The following is a 21,523-nucleotide window of genomic DNA, read 5'->3' on the forward strand; positions in this document are numbered from 1 at the left end:
CATCGAGGAAGAACCGGACTGGCGGCCGCTGCGTGAGCTCGTTGCGGACGTCCACGCGGCACTCGAGGCCGAGGGTTTTGCCATTCCGCTCATCGCGGCCGGCGGCTTGCGCGACCACGCGGACGTTGAGGAGGCCCTGGGCTGGCCCGGCGTGGCCAAGGTGAGCTGCGGCTCGGCGTTCCTGCTCGCGGAGGAGGCGGGGACATCCGAAAGCAATCGCGAGCTCATAGCGAGCGGCGGGGAGACGGTCTCGACGCGCGCTCTGTCCGGACGCTACGCCCGTGGGCTCGCGACGGACTACACCCGCACGCACCCAGACATGGCGCCCATTTACCCGCATTTGAGCCCGCTGCTCAAGACGCGACGTGCGCAGAAGGACCCTGCGGTGGCCTATTGTCTCGTGGGCGTGGAGCCCGAGCGACTCGGCGGGGGTAGTGTGGCGGAGATACTTCAGCGTCTTTAGTAAATTGCGTGCCCGGTTCGGATATTATGTGTTGTTGCATTAACCCCTTTTGCGCACTCTATGTGACAACCCCATGAGTAAAGGATTGATTGAAGTGACCGGAAACGCCCAGGTTGGCCACGACGACTGGAACGAGCGCATCGAGCGCGCTCAGAAGATGATCCCGCTGCTGCACACGCTGCGCCGCTCCAACGTCGTGACGTCGATCTTCGGCTCGCTGCTCGAGGGTGTCACTGACATCGACATTGTCAAGGCACACCGCTACGCCCGCCGCGTCGCCGGCGAGGAACTCTCCACCGCGCAGACCCTCCCCATTCTCGAGGTTCTCGTCGACCTTAACCTGGCCTCCGTGTCTATCGATCTGGGCCAGCTCGCGCTCGACTTCGCCGATTCCGGCGAGACCGACCTGCGTGCCTTCGTCGAGTCCGCCCTCGCCGACGTCATTGGCAAGGACACCCAGAAGGAGCCGGTCGATGTCGTGCTCTACGGCTTCGGCCGCATCGGCCGCCTGCTTGCCCGCATCCTCATCGCTCGCGAGGCCGCCTACAACGGCGTGCGTCTGCGCGGCATCGTGGTCCGTAAGAAGGGCGACGGCGACATCATCAAGCGCGCCTCCCTCCTGCGCCGCGACTCCGTCCACGGCGCCTTCAACGGCACCATCTCCGTCGACGAGGAGAACGAGGTCATCTGGGCCAACGGCACGAAGATCCAGATGATCTACGCCAACGATCCGGCATCCATCGACTACACCGAGTACGGCATCGACAACGCCATCCTCGTCGACAACACGGGCGTGTGGCGCAACCGCGAGGGGCTCGAGCAGCACCTCAAGTCCAAGGGCATCGCTCGCGTCCTGCTCACCGCTCCGGGCAAGGGCGACCTGAAGAACATCGTCTACGGCATCAACCACGGCGACATCGAGGACACGGACAAGATCCTGTCTGCCGCATCCTGCACCACGAACGGCATCACTCCGGTGCTCAAGGTCATCAACGACCGCTACGGCGTCGTCCACGGCCACGTCGAGACCGCGCACTCGTTCACCAACGACCAGAACCTCATCGACAACTTCCACAAGGGCCCGCGCCGCGGCCGTGCCGCTGGCCTCAACATGGTGCTTACGGAGACCGGCGCTGCCAAGGCCGTCTCCAAGGCCGTGCCGGAGTTCGAGGGCAAGCTCACCGGTAATGCCATCCGCGTTCCTACCCCGGACGTGTCCATGGCTGTGCTCAACCTCGAGCTCGCCAAGGAGGTCGAGGCCGACGAGGTCAACGACTTCCTGCGCAACGTCTCCCTCCATTCGGACCTGCGCCAGCAGATTTCCTACATCGCCTCCCCGGAGGTCGTTTCCTCGGACTTCGTCGGCTCCACCCACGCGGGCATCGTCGACGGCCTGGCGACCATCGCCTCCGGCAAGCACCTCGTGCTCTACGTGTGGTACGACAACGAGTTCGGTTACTCGAACCAGGTCATCCGCATCGTCGAGGAACTCGCCGGCGCACGCCCCACGGTTCTCCCGACGCGCAAGTCCGCCGCTGAGCTCTAAGCGCTAGATGCACAAGGCCGCCCCGTCGAATTCGCTTCGCGGGGCGGCTCGTTGATCTTCGCGACGTCGAAAGTTGTTTATGCAGTGAAATAGCCATTTCGCCCGAATAAGAATCCGATTTGTCGAAAAATCGGAGCTAATTCGGGCGAAATGGCTATTTCAGTGGCGTGGGAGGCTAGTCCTTCTTCTTGCCTGACTTCTTAGCGGCCTTCTTAGCCTTTTTAGCCTTCTTCGCGGCGGCGACCTTGTCGCGCTCCAACTCGGAGGCGACGTCGGGGACGTAGGAGAAATCATCGCGCGGCGGACGCTCGTACTCTTCGCCGCTCTCGTCCGGGCGCTCCGGGATTTCCGGCACATCCTGCGGGACGTGCTGGTACGGAATCGTCTTCAGGATGTGGTTGATGACGTTGATACGCGAGCGCTTCTTGTCCTCGGATTCCACGGTGTACCACGGCGCGGTGGGCGTGTCCGTGTGGACGAACATCTCGTCCTTCGCGCGGGAGTAGTCCTCCCAGCGGGTAATGGACTGGAGATCCATGGGGGAGAGCTTCCAGCGGCGCAGCGGATCGTTGCGGCGGGATTTGAAGCGGGCGATCTGCTCTTCGTCGGAGACGGAGAACCAGTATTTGAGCAAGATGATGCCGTCTTCGACGAGCATGCGCTCAAGGACCGGCGCCTGGTGAAGGAAGCGCACGTGCTCCTGCGGGGTGCAGAAGCCCATGACGCGCTCCACACCGCCGCGGTTGTACCAGGAGCGGTCAAAGATGACGATCTCGCCGGCGGTGGGCAGCTTTTCGATGTAGCGCTGAAAGTACCATTGGCCGGACTCGCGATCGGTGGGCTTGGGCAGCGCCTCGATGCGGCACGTGCGGGGGTTCAGGTACTGGGTAATGCGCTTAATAGCGGAACCCTTGCCAGCGGCGTCGCGGCCTTCCATGATGATGACGACGCGGGCGCCGGTCTCGACGACCCACTGCTGCATCTCGACGAGCTCGGCCTGGAGACGCTTGAGTTCGGCCTCGTAGGCTTCCTTGTCGAGTTTGGCGGGCTTGGTGCGCTTTGTATTCTTGCTCATACTTAACAGCTTATTAGCGGAACTTTAGACATGCGAAAACGCCGCTAGCCCCAGAATGGTGGGGGCGAACCCAGTGATCTGGCCATTCGGGGCATGCGACGCACAGACGCAGAGTTCCGTTATGGGGTAGCGCGCGCCGAAGAGGAGGTCTGCGCTGCGTTTTCCTCGGCGGCCTCTTCGGCGGCTTCCGTAGCGACGGCGTCGGCTACGGCGCGGGAGGAGGCGATGACGCCGAGGAGGGCGGCATCGGCAGCCTCGACGCGGGAGTAGTGGCGGCGGGAGATGAGGCAGCTGGAGAGGAACGACAGCACTGCGGTGCCGATGAAGAAGTACATCGGCGAGGTGATATCCCCGGTGAGGTTGATGAGGTAGGACGCGATGAACGGGGCGGAGCCACCGAAGATGGCGACGGGGAAGTTATAGGCCATGGAGATACCCGTGGCGCGGACTTGCGTGGGAATCATGTCCGTCATCACCGCGTACGGGGTCGAGGAGTAGAGGCCGAAGAGCACGCAGCAGGCCATGAATGGCAGGAAGAGCGACTGCGCTGTAGCGCCCGGGGCCGAGGAGAAGAACCACCAGACCGCCGGCACGGTGAGCGCGGAGGTGAGGATGAGGAACGGGCGGCGTCCCCACACGTCCGTGATGAGTCCGCCCAGTGGCATGAGGCATGCGGCCGTGGCGCCGCCGACGGTGATGAACCAGAAGCGCTCCGTGGCGGTGAAGCCCAGCGTGTTGACCAGGTACGTCGAGGAGAACGTGAGGACCATGTAGAACATGGAGGCCAGCAGGGAGATGGAGCCAGCCACGAGCAGCAGGTTGCCTTTCCACTTCCACAGGGCGCGCAAAGGGCGCTTTTCCTGGTGGCCGGACTCGGCGATGGCCTCGAACTGGGCGGAATCCTCGAGACGCGAGCGGATGTAGGCCGCGATGAGGCCGAGTGGGCCCGCGACGAGGAACGGAATGCGCCAGCCGTAGGCCTGCATCGCCTCGTCGCCGAGCATGGCCGCGAGGCCGTTGGCGACGATGGATCCGAGGAGCAGGCCGGAGACCGCAATCGTCATGAGCAGCGAGGTGGCCAGGCCACGGCGCTTGGCGCCGCCGTACTCCGCGACATAGGAGGTCACGGTACCGATCTCGCCGCCGGCGGATAGGCCCTGGACGCAGCGGGCGAGGATGAGCAGGGCCGGTGCCGCGAAACCGATGGCGGCGTAGGTGGGCATAAGCCCAATGCAGAAAGTGGAGCCGGACATGAGCACCATGACCAGTGCCATGGTGTTCTTGCGACCGATGCGGTCGCCGAGCGGGCCAAAGATGAATCCACCGAGCGGACGCATAAAGAACGACAATGCGAAGGTCGCGAAAGAGGACAGCAGTGCGATGGCAGGCGTGGCGGCGGAGAAGAAGGCTTGGCCGACGTAGATGGCTACAAAGCCGTAGACGCCGTAGTCGTACCACTCGATGAGATGGCCAGCGATGGCGCCTAAAAACGCTTTGCGCTTCTGGCGCGGGGTGCGGGTGGGTTCCATGACGTCAGCGGCCTTGGCGAGGCTCGCGGAAAGGGAAGTGGGCATGAGTGTCTCCAAGAGGATCAGGCGTGCAGGGCACGTCGCGGCTGGGGCGACGCGATGCCCACTACTATCTCCCGTGATATACATCATATTCAATGGGGTTCTGTCTAATAGCTCACGTGCGCGTTTGGAGTTTCCTACAATCGAGATGCATGAGTCCGGATAACTCCATTCCCTACGCGACGCTGGCGACCGTCGTGGCGCAGCTGCGCCGTGAGCACGAGGACCTCACGGTGCACGCCGTGGGCGATATCCACGAGGAGCTGCCGGACTACGCGGACGTCCCGCGCCGCGAGCTTGTGGCCTCCGTGGGCGGGATTATCGATGTGGTCCTCGACGTCGTTGCGAGCGGTTCTGCAGCGCAGCTTCCGGCCGTGCCCAGTGTCGCGCTGCGCCGCCTAGGTCAGGGCGTGCAGGTCGATTCGTTGTTGCGTGCTTACCGTCTGGCGCTCACCTCGACGCAGCGGCGGTTTAGCGACATCGCGCGGACGCGTGGGCTTCCGGTCGAGGACTGTCTTACCGCCATGGACGCGATGTGGGAGGTGGGTGAGTGGTTCATGCAGCAGGCCGTGCGTGAATATCGGGCGGCGAGCGTGGGTGAGTCCGTGCGCCGCCGCGTGGCTAAGGCGGAGTTGCTGCGCCTTATCGCCGCGCCGCAGCATTCGGGCTTGGAGATTGCCGCCCGCGCGCGGCGGCTCGGCCTGCCGGATATCGCGTACCGCGTAGCCCTCGGCATGGCCGCGGACCCGGACGAGTGGGTCGCCTACGTGGAGAAGTGGGGCTCGACGCCCGCCGCGATGGCGGTCGCGGCCGAGGTCGGCGATGTCATCGCCGCGCTTATTCCCGCCACGGCCCAGCTTGCCGATGCCCCCGTTCTCCTCGCCGCAGGCCCCTCCACTTCGCTGGCCGAAGCCGGGGAGTCCTGGGCTGGGGCGAGGCGCGTGCTCTCTGCGCTGCCGCCGGGCCGGACGGGGTGGTGGGACGCCGCCGCGTTGTCGTGGCGGCTCGCCGTGCCGGAGGTCCCTGCGGTCACGGCCATCGTGCAGGCGCGCTACGAGACTGTCTTCGCTGAGGCCCCTGAGACCGGCGCGATGCTGCTCGAGTCGGTGTGGGCGTATTTGGACGCGGGACTGAGCTTCAAGCAGGCCGCCGCGGGGCTATATGTGCACGAGAACACGCTGCGCCACCGTGTCGCGAAGTTCGAGGAGGTCACGGGTCGCAGCCTCACCGAGCCGGATACGCGCATGGAGCTACTCTGGCTGCGCTATGCGCGGGAGCTCGGCGGGGGTTCGTCCGGTGATTAGTGCGCGCCGCAGGAGCAGTCGCCGCCGCAGGCGCAGCCGTCCGAGTTGCCGCTGTGCCCGTGTCCAAGGAGGTCTTCGCCCACGATGGAGGGCATCACCGAGTGGTCGTAGATGGTCTGGTTCGCGATATGGCCCAGGCCCTCGATCTCGATGCGCACGGTCTGACCGTCCTGGATGAAGGCCTGCGGCTTATGGGCGAAGCCGACGCCCTCGGGCGTGCCGGTAGCGATGACGTCGCCGGGGTGGAGCGGGTAGAGCTGCGAGCAGAACTCGATGAGCCGAGCGACGGAGAAAATGAGATCGTCCGTGTTGTCGTCCTGGCGGACCTCGCCGTCGACGGTCGTGGTCAGGCGCGCGCCGCCGCCCGGCGCCCACTCGTCGGAGGTCGTGAGCCACGGCCCGAAGCCGGCGGTGCGGTAGAAGGACTTGCCGGCGTGGAATTGCGTGGTCGCGCGCTGGAAATCGCGCAGCGTGTAGTCGTTGATGATGGAGTAGCCCGCTACGTAGTCGAGCGCCTCGGCGGCGGTGACGTGGTGGGCGCGGCGGCCGATGACGACGGCGAGCTCGCCCTCGTAGTCGAGCTTGGACTGCCCGAACGGCGGGATGTGCACGTCGTCGTAGGGGCCGGTGAGCGCGTCTGGGAACTTGATAAACAGCGTGGGGACGTCGGGGAACTCGCGACCCATCTCCCGGATATGCTTGGCATAGTTGAGGCCGACGCAGATGATCTTGCCCGGGTGCGGAATAACGGGTGCCAGGTCCTCGGGCGCGAAGGCGACGGGCTCGCCGGACAGCGCGGCCGCCTTGCGCCAGTCCTCGGTGCGCAGGAGCGCGCCCACGTCCTCGTGGTCGAGCTCAATACCGACGTTGTCGCCCTCGACGCGGATGGTCGTCGTGCCGTAAGGGGTGCGCAGCGTAGCAAGTCTCATGGTGGGACAGTGTACTCGTGCCTACGCGGCGCGGAGGAGGGCATCGGCAGCATCAGCGCACACGATGGGGATGTCCTGGGCCTCGCGCTTGGACCACGGCTTGAGCACGAAGCTGGCGGGATCCATGCGGCCCGGTGGGCGGCCGATGCCGATGGACAGGCGCTGGTAATCCTTGGTGCCCAGGGACTTAGTGATGGAGCGCAGGCCGTTGTGGCCGTGGTCCCCGCCGCCCGTACGCAGTCTCACTTGGCCGAAGTCGAGCTCGAGTTCGTCGTGGATGACCACGATGTCCGCGGGGGCCACGCCGAAGTACTGCGCGAGGGCCTTGACTGGCCCGCCGGAGAGGTTCATGAACGAGTGCGGGCGGGCGAGGATCGTCTTGCGCGAGGTGAGCCGCCCGGCGCCGAGCTCCGCGACGAACGTGTTCGTCTTCTTATGGACGCTCAAGCTCGTAGCCATGGGCGTCACGCGGTCGCACAGCTCGTCAATGACGTCGTAGCCGATGTTGTGGCGCGTGCCCGCGTACTGGGCGCCCGGGTTGCCCAGGCCAACAATGAGAAGGGGAGAATCAGTCACGCGTTCCATTCTCGCACGCCCGCGTGGGCGTGGGCGAAGCCGCCTGAAAAACGGCGAAACGCCGCGCACCCCATGCGGGGAACGCGGCGAATGAGGCGAGAATTACTCGGACTCGGTGGCTGCGGCAGCCGCGGCGTCCTCAGCGGAGTCAGCGCCAGCCTCGGCGCCGCCCTCTTCAGCTGCCTCAGCGGCGGCCTCGAGCTCTTCGTCCACCTGCGGGATGGAGACGGAAGCGATGACGGTCTCGGCGTCGGCGACCAGGGTGGTGTTCTCCGGCAGGGTGATGTCGGCGGCGGTGACGACGGAGCCGTCCTCCAGGCCCTCGATGGAGACGACGATTTCTTCCGGAATGTTAAGAACGTCAGCCTCAACCAGGATGACGTCTGCATCCTGGTAGTACTCGGTGCCCGGTGCCGGCTCGCCCTCGACGACGACCGGGACCTCGACCTCAACCTTCTCGCCGCGCTTGATGGCGAGGAGGTCGATGTGGTCGATGTCGAGGGTCAGCACGTTCTGGTCGACGTGCTTGACCATGCTCAGGTGCTGCTCGCCGTCGAGCTCGAGCTCGAGAACAGCGTTGACGCCGTGGTTGCGAACCAGAGCGGTGATCTCCAGGCGGTCAACAGAGAAGTGGACCGGGTCGGTGCTGTGGCCGTAGACAACGCCCGGGACCTGGCCGGCGACGCGCAGGCGGCGAGCCGGGCCCTTGCCGAATTCGTTGCGGGCTGTAGCCTTGATGACCGGAGTCTCGTTAGACATAAAATTCTCCTTGCAGTTAATCAGTGTGTGGCGAGGCTCAATGATACGGCGCAAGAACGACGAAAGCCTGCCGATGGACGTCTGGGGAGGAGTCATCGCAGGCTTATATGCTTAGAAGTTCACAATCGCGTCGATAACGGCTTACGGTCATGTGACCGCTCGCCCTCGCCGAGACGGATATATCCTAGCAACGCATCGGCCCGGACACCAAATACTTAGCGCTCGTCCGTCTCGTCCTCTGCCTCCTCCGCAGTGGCCTCCGCAGCGGCCGCGGCAGGGTGCTCAAGTTCAATGAACTCGCGGACCTCGCTGTCGTTCACGACGCCCCAGCCTTCATCGTCGACGAGCACGGACTCTTCCTGGCCGTCTTCCGGCTCCGGCTCCTTAGGCGGGCGCGGTTCCTCGCCCTGGGCGACATGGACGGCGCCATACGCCTCGGCGTCGCGCCCGCGAGCGGTGTGTGAGTACTGCGGTGATAAAGATTGCACAACAAAAATCCCCGCTGGGCCGTGAGGCCGAGCGGGGAAGAAGCGAGATGCGCGCTTAGTGCGTCTCGAACAGCGTGGTGACGGAGCCGTTCTCGAAGATCTCGTTGATGGTGCGTGCCAGCAGCGGGGCGATGGACAGCACCGTGAGGTTGGACCAGCCCTCGGTGGACTGCGGGAGGGTATCGGTCGTGATGACCTCTTCTGCGCCGCACTCGGACAGACGCTCGCGCGCCGGGTCGGAGAAAACGCCGTGCGTACACGCGATGACGACGGACTTGGCGCCCGCTTCCTTAAGGACGCGGACGGCGCCGGCGATGGTGCCGCCGGTATCGATCATGTCGTCGAGGAGGATGCAATCCTTGCCCTCGACCTCGCCAACGACGCGGTTGGACACGGTCTGGTTGGCGACCTCGGTGGAGCGGGTCTTGTGGACGAAGGCGAGCGGAGCGTCGCCCAGGTCGTGGGCCCACTTCTCAGCGACCTTGACGCGGCCGGCATCTGGGGAGACGACCACGAGGTTATCCATGGCGTACTTCGACTTGATGTAGTCGACGAGGATAGGCTGCGCATGCATGTGGTCGACCGGGCCGTCGAAGAAGCCCTGGATCTGGTCCGTGTGGAGATCGACGGAGACGATGCGGTCTGCGCCGGCGGCCTGGAGCAGGTCAGCGACGAGGCGGGCGGAAATCGGCTCGCGGCCGCGGTGCTTCTTATCCTGGCGGGCGTAGGGGTAGAACGGCAGGATCGCGGTGATGCGCTTGGCGGAGCCGCGCTTCAGAGCGTCGATCATAATGAGCTGTTCCATGAGCCACTTGTTGAGCGGCTGCGTGTGGGACTGCATGACGAAGCAGTCCGCGCCACGGACGGATTCCTCAAAGCGGATGAAAATCTCGCCGTTGGCGAAGTCGCGGGCGGTGGTGGGGACCAAGTCGGTCTTGAGCTCGCGAGCGACTGCCTCTGCCAGCTCCGGGTGTGCGCGCCCGGAGAAGAGCTTCATGTTTTTGCTGCTACCAGTTACCTTGCCGGTCATGGCTGGGTGTTGCCTTCCTTGTCAGTTGTGGCGGGAAGTTTCTGCGATNCGTTGACGCCGGCGAGCTCGGACGGGTCTGGGGCGACGACGGCGCCCACGCGGTGGCCCGCGTCGCGCGCGATGGAGAGCACGTCCGTGATGTAGAGCTCGCCCTGTGCGTTATCCGAGTTGAGCTGGCCCAACGCGTCGCGCAGGATGGCGCCGTCAAAGGCGAAGACGCCGGAGTTGACCTCGGTAATCGCGAGCTGCTCCGGGGCGGCGTCCTTTTGTTCCACGATGGCCGTCACGGCGGAGCCGTCGCGAACGATGCGGCCGTAACCCGTCGGGTCGTCCAACGACATGGAAAGCACAGTCACGGCGTTGGACTCGGCGACGTGCGCCTCGAAGAGGGACTGAATGGTCTCCGGGCGCAGCAGCGGGACGTCGCCGTTAGTGACGATGACGGTACCGTTGAAGTCCGGCAGCGGTGCGAGGCCTGCGGCAACGGCGTCGCCCGTGCCGTTCTGCTCTTCCTGGACGGCGACGAGGACCTCGCGGTCCAGCTCCGCAGCGATGGCCTCGACGGCCGGGGCGACCTGCTCGCGCTGGTGGCCCACGACGGCGACGAGGTGTGCCGGGTTCAGGCCAGCGGCCGCGTGGAGCGAGTGGCCCAGGAGGCTGCGCCCGCCGATCTCGTGGAGGGTCTTCTGTTTCGCGGATTTCATGCGGGTGCCTGCGCCGGCGGCGAGGACGAGGATGGCGAGATCGGTGGTATCAGCCAAAGGAATAGCTCCTCACAAAAATGTCGAGTCAAAAAGTATCTAGGCACACATTCTAAACGTTCCCACGCGAGACGTTGTCGAGACCACGGGCGCGCCAGGCGCCCAGCAGCCCGATGGCGGCCAAAAAGAGCAGCGCCGGGGCCGGTCCCGCGAGCGCGATGACGGCCGAAATTCCACCCACGATGAGCAAGACGACGCCCATCATCGTGTTCGCCGCGCCCACGTACTGCGTGCGCTTATCGCCGCCAGCCATGTCTACGACGTACGTCTTACGCGCCACGCGAATGGCCGTGTGCGCGAGGTTGACTAAGAAGAATCCCAGCGGCATGACCCAGGCGTTGAGGCTCGCCGGAGCCCACCACGCGCAGGCCACCAAGGCCAGCAAAACTGCCGATGCCCCCGCCGCCCCCGCGGCCATCACTGTCCGGGAGGACCGGTCCGACCACACACCGGACAGGCGCCCGCCTAGCAGGTTGGACAGGCCTGAGGCGAGCACGAAGCCTGCGAGCCCGGAGAGCATCGCTTGCCCCGCGTCGCGCGAGAGCACGACGATAAACGACGTGGACAGTGCGGAGACGAGCAGCAGCGCGCGGACATTGACGAAGCGCCGGAACTTCTCATCGCCGCGGTAGAGCTCCCACGTATCCTTCCACCAAGACTTATTGAGGCCCTGAGCCTCCACATCCTCGTCCGGGATCGGTTCTTCGACGCCGCGGAAGATGCCGCCTGCGATGAGCCACGTCGCCGCGCCTACCGCGANGCGCCCTTCGAAATCGTGCGGCCCTGCACGTCTTTGCCCGTGATGGAACACAGCGCGCGAAAGATCGCGAGCCCTGCGAGCGCAAGGACGACAAGGACGCCGAGGAGGGCGGCATCGGCAAGCCATGCGGCGAGCGCGATGACCGCGGCGCAGGCGGCTTGGCCGAGCGAGCCTAAGACCCACAGGCGCTTGCGGCCGGCATGCGTGGTGACCCAGGGCGTGAGCGCGGCCTGCGGGAGCATGGAGCCGGACTCGCGCAGCGGCACAAGCAGACCCGTAAAGAAGCCCGGCACGCCCGCCGCATGGAAGAGCCACGGCAGCACCGTCTTGCCGGAGACGAGCTGGTCGCCGACGTTTTGCAGACCATTGGCCCACACGAAGCGGCGTGCGTTGCATTCCTCACTCGTTTTCATATTTTTCAAGGGTAGGCCACACCCCGCTCGAGCGTTTAAAGTAGGACACATGAGTCTCACGCGTCGCCTCTTTGTCCAAGGTTCCGTCTTCCTCGCCGCCGGTGGTGTACTCGCCGCGTGCTCGGACTCGGACGACACCGCAGAAAAGAGCCAGACCCCGCCCCGAGGCTATGATTCCGAGCCCCGCCCGCTGCCCATCCCGCCGCTGCTCGAAGGCGAGAAGGACGGCGACACCCGCGTCTTCAAGCTCACAGCGCAGGACGGCCACTCCGAGATTCTGCCCGGCGCGTCGGAGACCCGCACGTGGGGTTTCAATGGCCCGTACCTGGGGCCCACGCTGCGCGCACACAAGGGGGAGAAGGTCCGCGCGGAGATCACCAATGACCTCATCGAGATGACCACGGTGCACTGGCACGGCATGAAGTTGCCTGCGTATTCGGACGGCGGCCCGCATTCGCCCATCCAGGTCGGAGAGACGTGGAAGCCGACGTGGACCATCGAGCAGCCCGCCGCGACGACGTGGTACCACCCGCACCCGCATATGGCGACGGCAACGCATGCGTACCGTGGCTTGGCTGGCATGTTCATTCTCGACGACGACGTCTCGGACGGCCTCGAGCTGCCGCATGAGTACGGCGTGGACGATATCCCCGTCGTCTTGGTCGACGCGAAGTTCACGGACGACAACCAGCTCGACCATTCCGTCGACTCGACGCTCGGCCTGCTGGGCACGACGCCGGTGGTCAACGGCATTACGAACGCGAAGTTCGAGGCGACGACGCGCCGGGTGCGCCTGCGCATCCTCAACGCCGCGTCCATGCGTTTCTACACGCTTACCATGCACAACGGCACGCCGCTGCGCGTCATCGCGACGGACGCCGGGCTGCTGCCCGAGCCGCTCACCGTCGACGAGGCCTTCATCGGCCCCGGCCAACGCCTCGAGGTGCTCGTTGACCTCAAGCCGGGGGAGGAGCACATCCTGCAGTCCGTCGCGCGCGCCGATAACTTTGGCGTGCCCGACGACGAGTACTCCTCAGACTTCGGCTTCGGCGATAACTTCGACCTCCTCCGCATTATCGGCCCGGCTGCCGATGCCCCCGATGCCCCCGCGTTGCCCGCCGAGCTCGACCCCGCAGCGCTCGAGGTCCCCAGCGAGGAGGGACTTACGGAGCGCGAGTTTGTGCTCAATACCTTCATGATCAACGGCGAGTCCATGGACATGGCGCGCGTCGATGTCGTCATCGACCACGACGAGCCGGAGATCTGGACCGTGACGAATGAAAATGATGACTGGCCGCACAACTTCCACATTCACGACGCGCGCTTCAAGGTGCTTGGCGTGGACGTCGCGCAGGCCTCGACGACGGTGACGGTGCGTCCCAAGCCGGAGGCCGGATGGCACGATACGGTCAACCTGCCTCCAAAGACGACGGCGCGCCTGCTCGTTGAGTTCGGCCACTACCCGGATCCCACGATTCCGTACATGTACCACTGTCACATGCTCCTCCACGAGGACGAGGGCATGATGGGGCAGTTCGTCATCGTGGACAAAGGCGAGAAGCCGGACGTGCGCGTTCAGGCCGCCGCGCTCTACTTCGAGCAGAAGGCGCACTCCCACCACGGCGGCCAGATCATCGACGCCTCGCGCAGCCCGTATGCGACCCCGACGCAAGGGGCCTAACTTCCTGTGTCGGCCGCCTGTTGAACGACAGGATTGTGGTTAAACCGTGCCCCGTAACCTCGGCGACCACGTAGTATGCCTTTATTCTTTATTAAGGTTTAGTCGCTTCAGACATGAACTTTTTATTGTATAGAGGAGAAAAGAAGTGCCAAGCAATTCACCCCTAGACCGGGATGGTGCCCCAGGAGACGCCACGAAATAACCCACGTCTTCCTGCCCTCACACGGCGTTCGTACGGCGCGCGACGGATCCCCGAACGGACCACGCGCGCCGTTCGCATGCACCGGGCATGCAAAGCCCCGCGGCGGGGGAGTAAGGTAACGCGCGTTCTTTTGTCCCCGCACGATGTGAGGTGTTTCCCACGTCCCCGTCCACTGGTCCCGCCGCCGCACCGGGCGCGCCGAGCCCACGGCTCATCACGCCCACCTTTGTCTTCGCCTGGCTCGTGAACTTCGCACAGTTCATGGTCTTTTACCTGCTCGTGACCATCATGGCGCTCTACGCCGCCACGCAGTTCGCGGCGAGTGAGACCGCCGCCGGCTTCGCCTCGAGTTCCTTTGTCGTCGGCGCGACCGTCGCTCGACTCTTCTCGGGCTACGTCGTCGACACCGTCGGCCGGAAGACCTCGCTGCTTGTCTCGCTCGCGGTCGTTGCCGTGGCCTGTGTCGCCTACTTCCCGGCGCATTCGCTCGCGTTCCTCATCGTCGTGCGTCTTATTCACGGCCTCGGCTACGCGGTGGCCTCGACCGCCGTCATGGCCGTCGCACAGTCCGTCATCCCGGACCACCGCCGCGCCGAGGGCACCGGCTACTTCGCGCTCGGCACGACGCTCGCCACCGCCGTCGGACCCGCGGCCGGCCTCGCGCTGGCGAACTCGCTGGGCTACAACGCGGTCTTTATCTCCGTGCTCAGTCTTACCGTGGTGGCGCTCGCCCTAGCGATGTTCCTCCGTGCCCCGGCCCAGGAACGCCACGCCGCGCGCTTCTCGCTAGCGACCATCGTCCACCCCAAGGTCGCGCCCGTGGGCTTCTTCATGCTGCTCGTCGGCGTCGCGTACGCCGCGATCATCACCTTCATCAATGCGTACTCCGATGCCGCCGGTCTCGCGACCGGCGCCAGCTTCTTCTTCCTTGCCTACGCCGGCGTGAGCCTTGTCATGCGCTTTGTCCTCGGCCGCATCCAGGACCGCCACGGCGACAACGCGGTGGTCTACCCGGCGCTCGTCGTTTTCGTCGCGGGCCTGGCGCTGCTCGCCGCTGCACACACCAACTGGCAGGTCGTCCTCGCCGGCGCCCTCGTGGGCCTGGGCTACGGCTCGCTCATGCCAGCCGTGCAAGCGATCTCCGTGCGTCTTGTCCCGCTCGCCGAGATGGGCGCGGGTATTTCTACGCTCTTTCTTCTGCTCGACGTGGGCATCGGCTTCGGCCCGCTGGCGCTCGGCTCGCTCATCGCCGCGACGGGGTATACGACAATGTACTGGCTCATGGCTGGCCTCGTCATCGTGGCCGCCGGAGTCTACGTCCTCGTCCACGGCCGCACGGCCGCGGCCCAGTCCCGACACCTCGATTTCGAATAATTCGGGTCGGTTTGCAGTAGCGGTGCCCCCGTCGGGTATCCTCTAAGAACGGTTGTTTACGCAGCCGGATTTCCCCATGGTGTAATCGGCAACACTACGGTTTTTGGTACCGTCATTCTAGGTTCGAGTCCTGGTGGGGAAGCACAATCGCAACCCGGTCCTCTCTGTTCCACGCGAGCAGGGAGGACCGGGTTGCGCGCTAGGTCCACCGTCTTGGCCGCCGCCGGTCGTGGCGTCTTCGGCGCCCTGCGACACGGAATACACCGTCCCGCGGCGCAGCACCCAGACCTCGGACGCGGAGGCGACCGTACCGTCCGCGCACTGTGCGATGAGCTCGGCGGACGGCTCTTAGCCACAGGCGGCCGCGGCTACATGGCGCGGCAGCGTCTCATCAAGAGGCTCATGGCTGGTTGTAGGGAAGGGACGGCATCAACCTAGCACGCGGGGCGGACCTGAGACGGGAGGGAAAGGGGGGCATCGGAAAGCTGCGCGCGAGCTGGGAGACGATAGGGTAGAAGGCATGGTTCGACAAAGGATGACGGGGCGTGAGCGCCGTGAACAGCTCATTGCAGTGGGGCGCGCAGCGTTTGCGGAGTTGGGTTTCGATGGCACGAGCGTGGAGGAAATCGCCGCCCGCGCGACCGTGTCCAAGCCCGTTGTCTACGAACATTTTGGTGGCAAAGAGGGGCTCTACGCCGTCATTATTGACCGCGAGATGCTCGCGCTGGAAAAGCTCGTCACGGACGCGCTGGGGGAGGGCTCGTGGCGCGAGCGCATTGAGCAGGCCGCGCTCGTGCTGCTCACCTACGTCGAAGAGGAGACCGACGGCTTCCTCATCCTCGCGCGCGACTCGAAGCCGGGAACGGACCGCAGCTACGCCACGCTGCTGTCCACCGCGGTGGGGCAGGTGAGCCACATCCTCGCGACGGCCTTCCATCACCGCGGGCTGGACGAGACGCTGGCGAACCTCTACGCGCAGGCGCTCGTTGGTGCCGTGTCCATGACGGCGCTATGGTGGCTGGACGAACGCGAGCCGTCCAAAGAGGTCGTCGCCGCGCATATCGTGAATCTCTGCTGGAATGGGCTCGCGGGCCTGGAGGCCCAGCCTAAGTTGAAAGGACACGCCTAGATGGCAACCCCCATGCTCGCCGGCCTGCTCAAGGTCGCGGCTACGGATCCCAAGCTCAAGGGTATGCTCACGCACGTGGGCGAGGCCTCGCTGCACCTCACCGGCATTGACCAGGTGCGTCCCTGGGCGCTGGGCGCGCTGGCGCACCGCGCCCCGGTCCTCGTCGTCACGGCCACGGGCCGCGAGGCTGAGGATCTTACGGCGGAGCTTGCGGCTCTCTTGGGACCCAAGGTGGCGTATTTCCCGTCCTGGGAGACGCTCCCGCACGAGCGCCTCTCGCCGGGCGCGGACATCGTGGGGCGCCGCGCGCAGGTGCTCGACCGTCTTGACTCGCTCGACGTTGTCGTAACCGCCGCGCGCGGCTACGCACAGCCTTTGTTGCAGACCGTGGAGGGCCGCGCGCCTCTTCGCCTCGCCGAGTCTTTAGAGGTCGAGTTCGAAGACGTCGTGGCCGGCCTGGAATTCCGTGCCTACCGCCACGTCGATATGGTGGCCAAGCGCGGCGAGTACGCCACGCGCGGCGGCATCCTGGACATCTTCCCCACGACGCTTGATTACCCGGTGCGCGTGGAGTTCTGGGGCGACGAAATCACGGATATCCGGCAGTTCTCCGTCGCGGACCAGCGCACGATTGCGGAGATCGAGGTCGGCTCCGTGGACGTCTACCCGGCCCGCGAACTGCCTATCACTGACGCTGTGGCCGCCCGCGCCGCGTCGCTCATGGGCACGCATCCGGGCAACGCCGCGTTGGTGGAGCTTTTGGCCAAGGTCTCGGAGAAGATTCCCGCCGAAGGCATGGAGGCTCTTCTGCCCGTGCTTTCCGATGCCCCCATGGTCCCCCTCCCAGAGCTCCTCCCCGCCGGCACACACGTCGTGCTCGTGGGGCCGGAGAAGATCCGCACGCGCATCGCGGACCTCGTGGACACGGACGCGGAGTTCCTCGCCGCCGGCTGGGAGGCCGCCGCCATGGGCGCGGATGGGCCGCTCGCGGCGGAGGGCCTGGACACTTCTGCCTCTAGTTACCGCTCTTTTGAGTCCTTGGACATCACGTGTGCCAACGCGTCGCTGCCGCTGTGGACGTTCTCGCCGCCGGGCATGCTCTTCGCGCCAGAAGATGAGACGCTGCCGCTCGACTTCGAGCCGGGCCCCACCCCGCGCGGCGATATCAAGCAGATCGACGCGATGATGGCGGAGCTACTCGCCCACGTGAACGCGGGCGGGCGCGCGGCGTTCATCGCGCCGGCCAAAGGCGCTATCAAGCGCATGGTGGACCGCTTCGCGGAGAAGGGCATTCCCGCCAAGGTCGCCACGCCCGGCTGGGAGCCCACGCCTGGCGAGGTGACGCTTTACCAGGCGCTGTCGCATGCCGGTCTGGTTTTCCCCAAGATCCGCAAGGCCCGCGACGCCGCGGCGCTGCCTCTTGTGGTCATTACGGAGACGGACCTCACCGGTAACCGCGTGGGCGACATCGCGGGTGCCAAGCGCCGTCCCGCCAAGCGTCGCAACCGTGTTGACCCTTTGGCCTTGAAGGCCGGGGATTTTGTGGTGCATGAAACCCACGGCATCGCCAAGTTCGTCAAGATGGCTGAGAGGACCATCCAAGCCGGCGATGAAACGTCCCGCCGTGAGTACATCGTGCTCGAGTACGCACCGAGCAAGCGCGGCCAGCCGGGTGATCAGCTCTGGGTGCCCATGGACTCGCTCGACATGCTGTCCAAGTACACGGGCGGCGAGGCCCCCAAGCTGTCCAAGATGGGCGGCTCGGACTGGAAGAACACGAAGAAGAAGGCGCGCGCCGCCGTGCGCGAAATCGCCGGCGAGCTCGTCGAGCTCTATGCCAAGCGCCAAGCAGCGCCGGGCCACCAGTTTGCGCCCGACTCGCCGTGGCAGGCGGAGATGGAAGATAACTTCCCGTACGTCGAGACCGAGGACCAGATGCTCGCTATCGATGCCGTTAAGCACGATATGGAATCGCCTGTTCCCATGGACCGCGTCGTCGTCGGCGACGTGGGCTACGGCAAGACTGAGGTCGCCGTGCGCGCTGCGTTCAAGGCCGTCCAGGACGGCATGCAAGTCGCGGTCCTCGTGCCGACGACCCTTTTGGCGCAACAGCATGCCGATACCTTCCGCGAGCGCATGGCCGGATTCCCCATCAACATTCAGGTCCTCTCGCGCTTTACCACCGCGAAGGAGTCCAAGGAGATCCTGCGCGGGTTGACGGACGGCTCCGTCGACATCGTCATCGGCACCCACCGTCTGCTTCAGACAGGCGTGCAGTGGAAGAACCTTGGCCTCATCGTCGTCGACGAGGAGCAGCGCTTTGGCGTCGAGCACAAGGAGCACATCAAGGCACTCAAGTCCTCCGTGGACGTGCTCACCATGTCCGCGACCCCGATTCCGCGCACGCTCGAGATGTCCATGGCCGGCATCCGCGAGATGTCGACCATCCTCACCCCGCCGGAGGATCGCCACCCGGTGCTTACCTACGTTGGTGCCTACGAGGACAAGCAGGTCGCCGCGGCCATCCGCCGCGAGCTCCTGCGCGACGGCCAGACCTTCTTCATCCACAACAAGGTCTCCGACATCGAGGCCAAAGCTCGCGAGCTGCGCGAGCTCGTCCCCGAGGCGCGCATCGTCGTCGCCCACGGCCAGATGAACGAGGAGCTCCTTGAGAAGACCGTCCAAGGATTCTGGGACCGCGAGTACGACGTGCTCGTCTGCACGACCATCGTGGAGACCGGCCTCGACATCGCGAATGCGAACACCCTCATCGTCGAAAACGCCCACCACATGGGCCTGTCCCAGCTCCATCAGCTGCGCGGGCGCGTGGGCCGCTCCCGCGAGCGCGGCTACGCCTACTTCCTGTATCCCAAGGGCGCGACGCTCACCGAGACCTCCTACGACCGCCTTGCGACCATCGCCCAGAACAACGACCTAGGCGCCGGCATGGCCGTCGCCATGAAGGACCTCGAGATGCGCGGCGCCGGCAACGTCCTCGGCGCGCAGCAGTCCGGCCACATTGCGGGCGTCGGCTTCGATCTCTACGTCCGCCTTGTTGGCGAGGCCGTCGAGACCTTCAAGGCCATGGCCCGCGGCGAGGTCCCCAAGGCCACCGACGAAGGCCCCAAGGAGATCCGCATCGACTTGCCTGTCGATGCCCATATCCCCGAAGCCTACATCAACGCCGAGCGTCTACGCCTCGAGGTGTACCGCAAGCTCGCGGCCTCGAAGAACAACGCGGATCTCCAGCTCATCGTGGAGGAAATGGAAGACCGTTACGGCCCCGTGCCCGAGGAGGTCTCGCGTCTCCTCGCCGTCGCACGCTTGCGCCATCAGGCCCGCCGCGCCGGCGTCTCAGACATCACGGTCCAAGGCACGCGCATCAAGGTCCACCCGGTTGAGCTCGCGGATTCCAAGCAGGTGCGTCTCAAGCGTCTCTTCCCAGGCTCGAATTACCGGGCGGCCGCGAAGGCCATCCAGCTGTCGTTCCCCAAGGCCGGCCGCAACGTGCGCGACCCGCTCCTGCGCGACGTCGAGCTCGTCCAGTGGGTCGCGGACTTCCTATCGCAGATGTTCGACATCGATCAGGTGGACGTCACCGGCGGCAAGACCCCGCGGAAGATGGGCAACGTTATTTCCGTAAGCGAGTAGCGCTTTCTAGACGTTGCGCAGGAACGGCAGCGAGCTCAGTGCGCAGAGCATCGACGGGCCCAGTCCTGCGTCCAACAGCGACTGGCCAAAGTCCATCGGTGATGACAGTTTCATAGCGTTCTCCTTTCGCAGTAAGGGTGTCTAGGTCGTGATAGCGAGAATTGGCACGGAGCTCAACACGATCGGGAGCATTGCGAGCTGGATCAGCGGGCCAAGCCCGGCCTCGCTGGCCGCAGCGAACAGGGAATACATAACGCTATCCTTTCGGTCCTCCGATTGACAGTGGACCTTCAAGCTAACCGATGCCACCGGCACGCTCGCGCCGAAACGCGCGGACCTGCACGTTTATTGCCTCATTACCCCTGTTCGAATACCCCTGTTCGACAAATGCATTGGGCAATCGGTTGCAGGCTTTCCGATGCCTCCTTAACCTCCGTGGCATGACCGTCTCGATCTTCGATGCTCTTGCTCTCGGCGTCGATTCTCTCAAGGAAGCCGCCGGCCTTACCGTGGCTGAGCTCCGTGACCGCGGCCTAACGCTTGCCGATGCCAAGTTTGTTCAGCCGCTGGCTGCCGTTTATTGGCGCGCTAAGCCTAAAGGCATTGCTGAGGCCCGCAAGGCCGCCCGCGCTGCTGGCCATTCCCTGCGCGTGCTCGCCCGGATTGAGGTGCTCGCCGCGCGCTGCGAGGATCCTAACGCTGCCCGCGTGACCTTGTGTGGCACGGCGGAGGCCAAGCTCGATGAGGTCGGCGCGAGGCTTGCCACGCCGAAGACCCGCGTGGAGTCTGCCCGCCATACCTATGGCAAAGACGGTTGGCACCGTTTGGTGATTAACACCCAGGATCCGTGGCTGATGGATATGCTCGGCGCGCTGCCCGGCGATAACCTGCTTGACGGGTTCAAACAGTTTGTCGCTGGCGGGGAGCAAATTCAGGCACCGGCGCGTGCTGCGCATGTGGTTATTCGTCTTGATGAGCATGAGGAGTACGTGGCTGAGGGCAAGCTTATTCGTGCTACGGATGGCACGGTGCGCCCGGCTCGTTTGCTCGCCCAGGAGAAGCTTGCGGAGGTCGGCTACGTCACGCTGGTGAGCGAGTGGGGCNTCGTTCGTCGGCTGTGCGTCGCGTGCCGCCGCGGCGGCGTCTGCTGCCGCGGTGCCCGGGCGCTTGCGCTCCACCCAACCTTCGATGTTGCGCTGCTTGCCGCCGGAGACGACGAGGGCTCCCGCAGGAACGTCGTCCTTAATTACTGTACCCGCTCCGGAGTAGGCGCCGTCACCGACCGTCACCGGAGCGATGAACATGGTGTCCGAGCCGGTACGCACGTGGCTGCCGATGGTGGTGTGGTGCTTGTTCACGCCGTCGTAGTTGACGAAGACGGAGGACGCGCCGATATTGGAGTACTCGCCCACGGTGGCATCCCCAATATAGGTGAGGTGCGGGACCTTGGTGCCGCGGCCGATCTGGGCATTCTTGGCCTCGACGAAGCCGCCGAGCTTGCCTTCTTCGCCCACGACGGTGCCCGGACGAATGTAGGTGTACGGGCCGATGTTGGCGCCGCGGCCGATGACAGAGTCGAAGCCGTGGACGCGGATAACGTGGGCGTTCGCGCCGACCTGCATGTTGGTCAGCGTCGTGTCCGGGCCGACCTCGGCGCCGTCGGCGATGGAGGTGGCACCCCACAGCTGGGTGTTGGGGTGGATGATGACGTCGGAGCCGATGGTGACGTTGACGCCAATCCACGTGGTAGCAGGGTCGACGACGGTGGCGCCGCCGCGCATGGCGGCCTCGACGACGCGCTCGTTGAGCGC

The 21,523-nt window shown here is 65.3% G+C and carries 14 protein-coding genes and 3 pseudogenes; 7 read left to right on the plus strand and 10 right to left on the minus strand.

All coding sequences use genetic code 11. The features are described 5' to 3' along the window. Together BN9444_RS05665 and BN9444_RS05670 are read left to right on the plus strand one after the other, a co-directional pair. Positions 1 to 463, plus strand: a 463-nt coding sequence (locus BN9444_RS05665) for a nitronate monooxygenase (RefSeq protein ID WP_199872854.1), incomplete at its 5' end; no start/stop codon positions are given. 73 nt (positions 464 to 536) lie between these two features. Further along, positions 537 to 2,009, plus strand: a complete 1,473-nt coding sequence (locus tag BN9444_RS05670; RefSeq protein WP_181734615.1) for a glyceraldehyde-3-phosphate dehydrogenase — start codon at positions 537 to 539, stop codon at positions 2,007 to 2,009. A gap of 175 nt (positions 2,010 to 2,184) precedes the next feature. Here BN9444_RS05670 and ppk2 read toward each other — a convergent pair whose 3' ends face one another. Together ppk2 and BN9444_RS05680 are read right to left on the minus strand one after the other, a co-directional pair. Then, positions 2,185 to 3,084: a polyphosphate kinase 2 gene (gene ppk2, locus BN9444_RS05675; RefSeq protein WP_066487492.1), complete on the minus strand. Its 900-nt coding sequence runs from the start codon at positions 3,082 to 3,084 to the stop codon at positions 2,185 to 2,187. 119 nt (positions 3,085 to 3,203) lie between these two features. Then, the gene (locus tag BN9444_RS05680; protein WP_141681501.1) at positions 3,204 to 4,658 is read right to left on the minus strand and encodes an MFS transporter; all 1,455 of its coding nucleotides are present in this window, start codon (positions 4,656 to 4,658) and stop codon (positions 3,204 to 3,206) included. Between the two features lie 149 nt (positions 4,659 to 4,807). Between BN9444_RS05680 and BN9444_RS05685 the strand changes: the two genes are divergently transcribed. Continuing rightward, positions 4,808 to 5,959 (plus strand): PucR family transcriptional regulator, encoded by a 1,152-nt coding sequence (locus tag BN9444_RS05685; protein ID WP_066487495.1) that lies wholly within the window; start codon positions 4,808 to 4,810, stop codon positions 5,957 to 5,959. Here BN9444_RS05685 and BN9444_RS05690 read toward each other — a convergent pair. The 7 genes and pseudogenes from BN9444_RS05690 to BN9444_RS05720 form a co-directional block, all read right to left on the minus strand. Next, positions 5,956 to 6,888, minus strand: a complete 933-nt coding sequence (locus BN9444_RS05690; RefSeq protein WP_082723217.1) for a fumarylacetoacetate hydrolase family protein — start codon at positions 6,886 to 6,888, stop codon at positions 5,956 to 5,958. The two genes, BN9444_RS05685 and BN9444_RS05690, sit on opposite strands and share 4 nt — an antisense overlap. Before the next feature lie 21 nt (positions 6,889 to 6,909). Further along, positions 6,910 to 7,473 (minus strand): aminoacyl-tRNA hydrolase, encoded by a 564-nt coding sequence (pth, locus tag BN9444_RS05695; RefSeq protein WP_066510529.1) that lies wholly within the window; start codon positions 7,471 to 7,473, stop codon positions 6,910 to 6,912. 93 nt (positions 7,474 to 7,566) lie between these two features. Beyond that, a complete protein-coding gene (locus tag BN9444_RS05700) occupies positions 7,567 to 8,223 on the minus strand; it encodes a 50S ribosomal protein L25/general stress protein Ctc (protein WP_066487514.1) in 657 nt (218 codons plus the stop codon). A gap of 215 nt (positions 8,224 to 8,438) precedes the next feature. After that, on the minus strand, positions 8,439 to 8,711 hold the full coding sequence (locus BN9444_RS05705; RefSeq protein ID WP_066510523.1) for a hypothetical protein: 273 nt from the start codon (positions 8,709 to 8,711) through the stop codon (positions 8,439 to 8,441). A gap of 55 nt (positions 8,712 to 8,766) precedes the next feature. Next, on the minus strand, positions 8,767 to 9,741 hold the full coding sequence (locus BN9444_RS05710) for a ribose-phosphate diphosphokinase (RefSeq protein ID WP_066487521.1): 975 nt from the start codon (positions 9,739 to 9,741) through the stop codon (positions 8,767 to 8,769). Positions 9,742 to 9,770: 29 nt separating this feature from the next. Then, positions 9,771 to 10,502 (minus strand): annotated as a pseudogene (locus BN9444_RS05715) (NTP transferase domain-containing protein); the annotation flags it as partial. 52 nt (positions 10,503 to 10,554) lie between these two features. Beyond that, positions 10,555 to 11,675, minus strand: a pseudogene (locus BN9444_RS05720) (MFS transporter). A gap of 49 nt (positions 11,676 to 11,724) precedes the next feature. Between BN9444_RS05720 and BN9444_RS05725 the strand changes: the two are divergent. The 4 genes from BN9444_RS05725 to mfd all read left to right on the plus strand — a co-directional run bounded on the left by BN9444_RS05725 (position 11,725) and on the right by mfd (position 19,712). Further along, positions 11,725 to 13,356 (plus strand): multicopper oxidase family protein, encoded by a 1,632-nt coding sequence (locus BN9444_RS05725; protein WP_066487530.1) that lies wholly within the window; start codon positions 11,725 to 11,727, stop codon positions 13,354 to 13,356. 352 nt (positions 13,357 to 13,708) lie between these two features. After that, on the plus strand, positions 13,709 to 14,932 hold the full coding sequence (locus BN9444_RS05730) for an MFS transporter (RefSeq protein WP_066510518.1): 1,224 nt from the start codon (positions 13,709 to 13,711) through the stop codon (positions 14,930 to 14,932). Positions 14,933 to 15,452: 520 nt separating this feature from the next. Beyond that, a complete protein-coding gene (locus BN9444_RS05735) occupies positions 15,453 to 16,061 on the plus strand; it encodes a TetR/AcrR family transcriptional regulator (protein ID WP_066487536.1) in 609 nt (202 codons plus the stop codon). Between the two features lie 12 nt (positions 16,062 to 16,073). Then, a complete protein-coding gene (gene mfd / locus BN9444_RS05740) occupies positions 16,074 to 19,712 on the plus strand; it encodes a transcription-repair coupling factor (RefSeq protein WP_068802147.1) in 3,639 nt (1,212 codons plus the stop codon). A gap of 1,121 nt (positions 19,713 to 20,833) precedes the next feature. On the opposite strand, the pseudogene glmU reads toward mfd, so the two are convergent. After that, positions 20,834 to 21,523 (minus strand): annotated as a pseudogene (gene glmU / locus BN9444_RS05745) (bifunctional UDP-N-acetylglucosamine diphosphorylase/glucosamine-1-phosphate N-acetyltransferase GlmU); the annotation flags it as partial.

The organism is Corynebacterium phoceense, from assembly GCF_900092335.1.
GTDB classification, from domain to species: domain Bacteria; phylum Actinomycetota; class Actinomycetes; order Mycobacteriales; family Mycobacteriaceae; genus Corynebacterium; species Corynebacterium phoceense.

Bases quoted from the DNA above. Each gene is read 5' to 3' on its own strand.
- BN9444_RS05690 (WP_082723217.1), bottom strand. From the start codon at position 6,888: ATGAGACTTGCTACGCTGCGCACCCCTTACGGCACGACGACCATCCGC.
- BN9444_RS05735 (WP_066487536.1), top strand. From the start codon at position 15,453: ATGGTTCGACAAAGGATGACGGGGCGTGAGCGCCGTGAACAGCTCATT.
- BN9444_RS05670 (WP_181734615.1), top strand. From the start codon at position 537: ATGAGTAAAGGATTGATTGAAGTGACCGGAAACGCCCAGGTTGGCCAC.
- BN9444_RS05680 (WP_141681501.1), bottom strand. From the start codon at position 4,658: ATGCCCACTTCCCTTTCCGCGAGCCTCGCCAAGGCCGCTGACGTCATG.
- BN9444_RS05710 (WP_066487521.1), bottom strand. From the start codon at position 9,741: ATGACCGGCAAGGTAACTGGTAGCAGCAAAAACATGAAGCTCTTCTCC.
- mfd (WP_068802147.1), top strand. From the start codon at position 16,074: ATGCTCGCCGGCCTGCTCAAGGTCGCGGCTACGGATCCCAAGCTCAAG.
- BN9444_RS05725 (WP_066487530.1), top strand. From the start codon at position 11,725: ATGAGTCTCACGCGTCGCCTCTTTGTCCAAGGTTCCGTCTTCCTCGCC.
- pth (WP_066510529.1), bottom strand. From the start codon at position 7,473: ATGGAACGCGTGACTGATTCTCCCCTTCTCATTGTTGGCCTGGGCAAC.
- BN9444_RS05700 (WP_066487514.1), bottom strand. From the start codon at position 8,223: ATGTCTAACGAGACTCCGGTCATCAAGGCTACAGCCCGCAACGAATTC.
- ppk2 (WP_066487492.1), bottom strand. From the start codon at position 3,084: ATGAGCAAGAATACAAAGCGCACCAAGCCCGCCAAACTCGACAAGGAA.
- BN9444_RS05685 (WP_066487495.1), top strand. From the start codon at position 4,808: ATGAGTCCGGATAACTCCATTCCCTACGCGACGCTGGCGACCGTCGTG.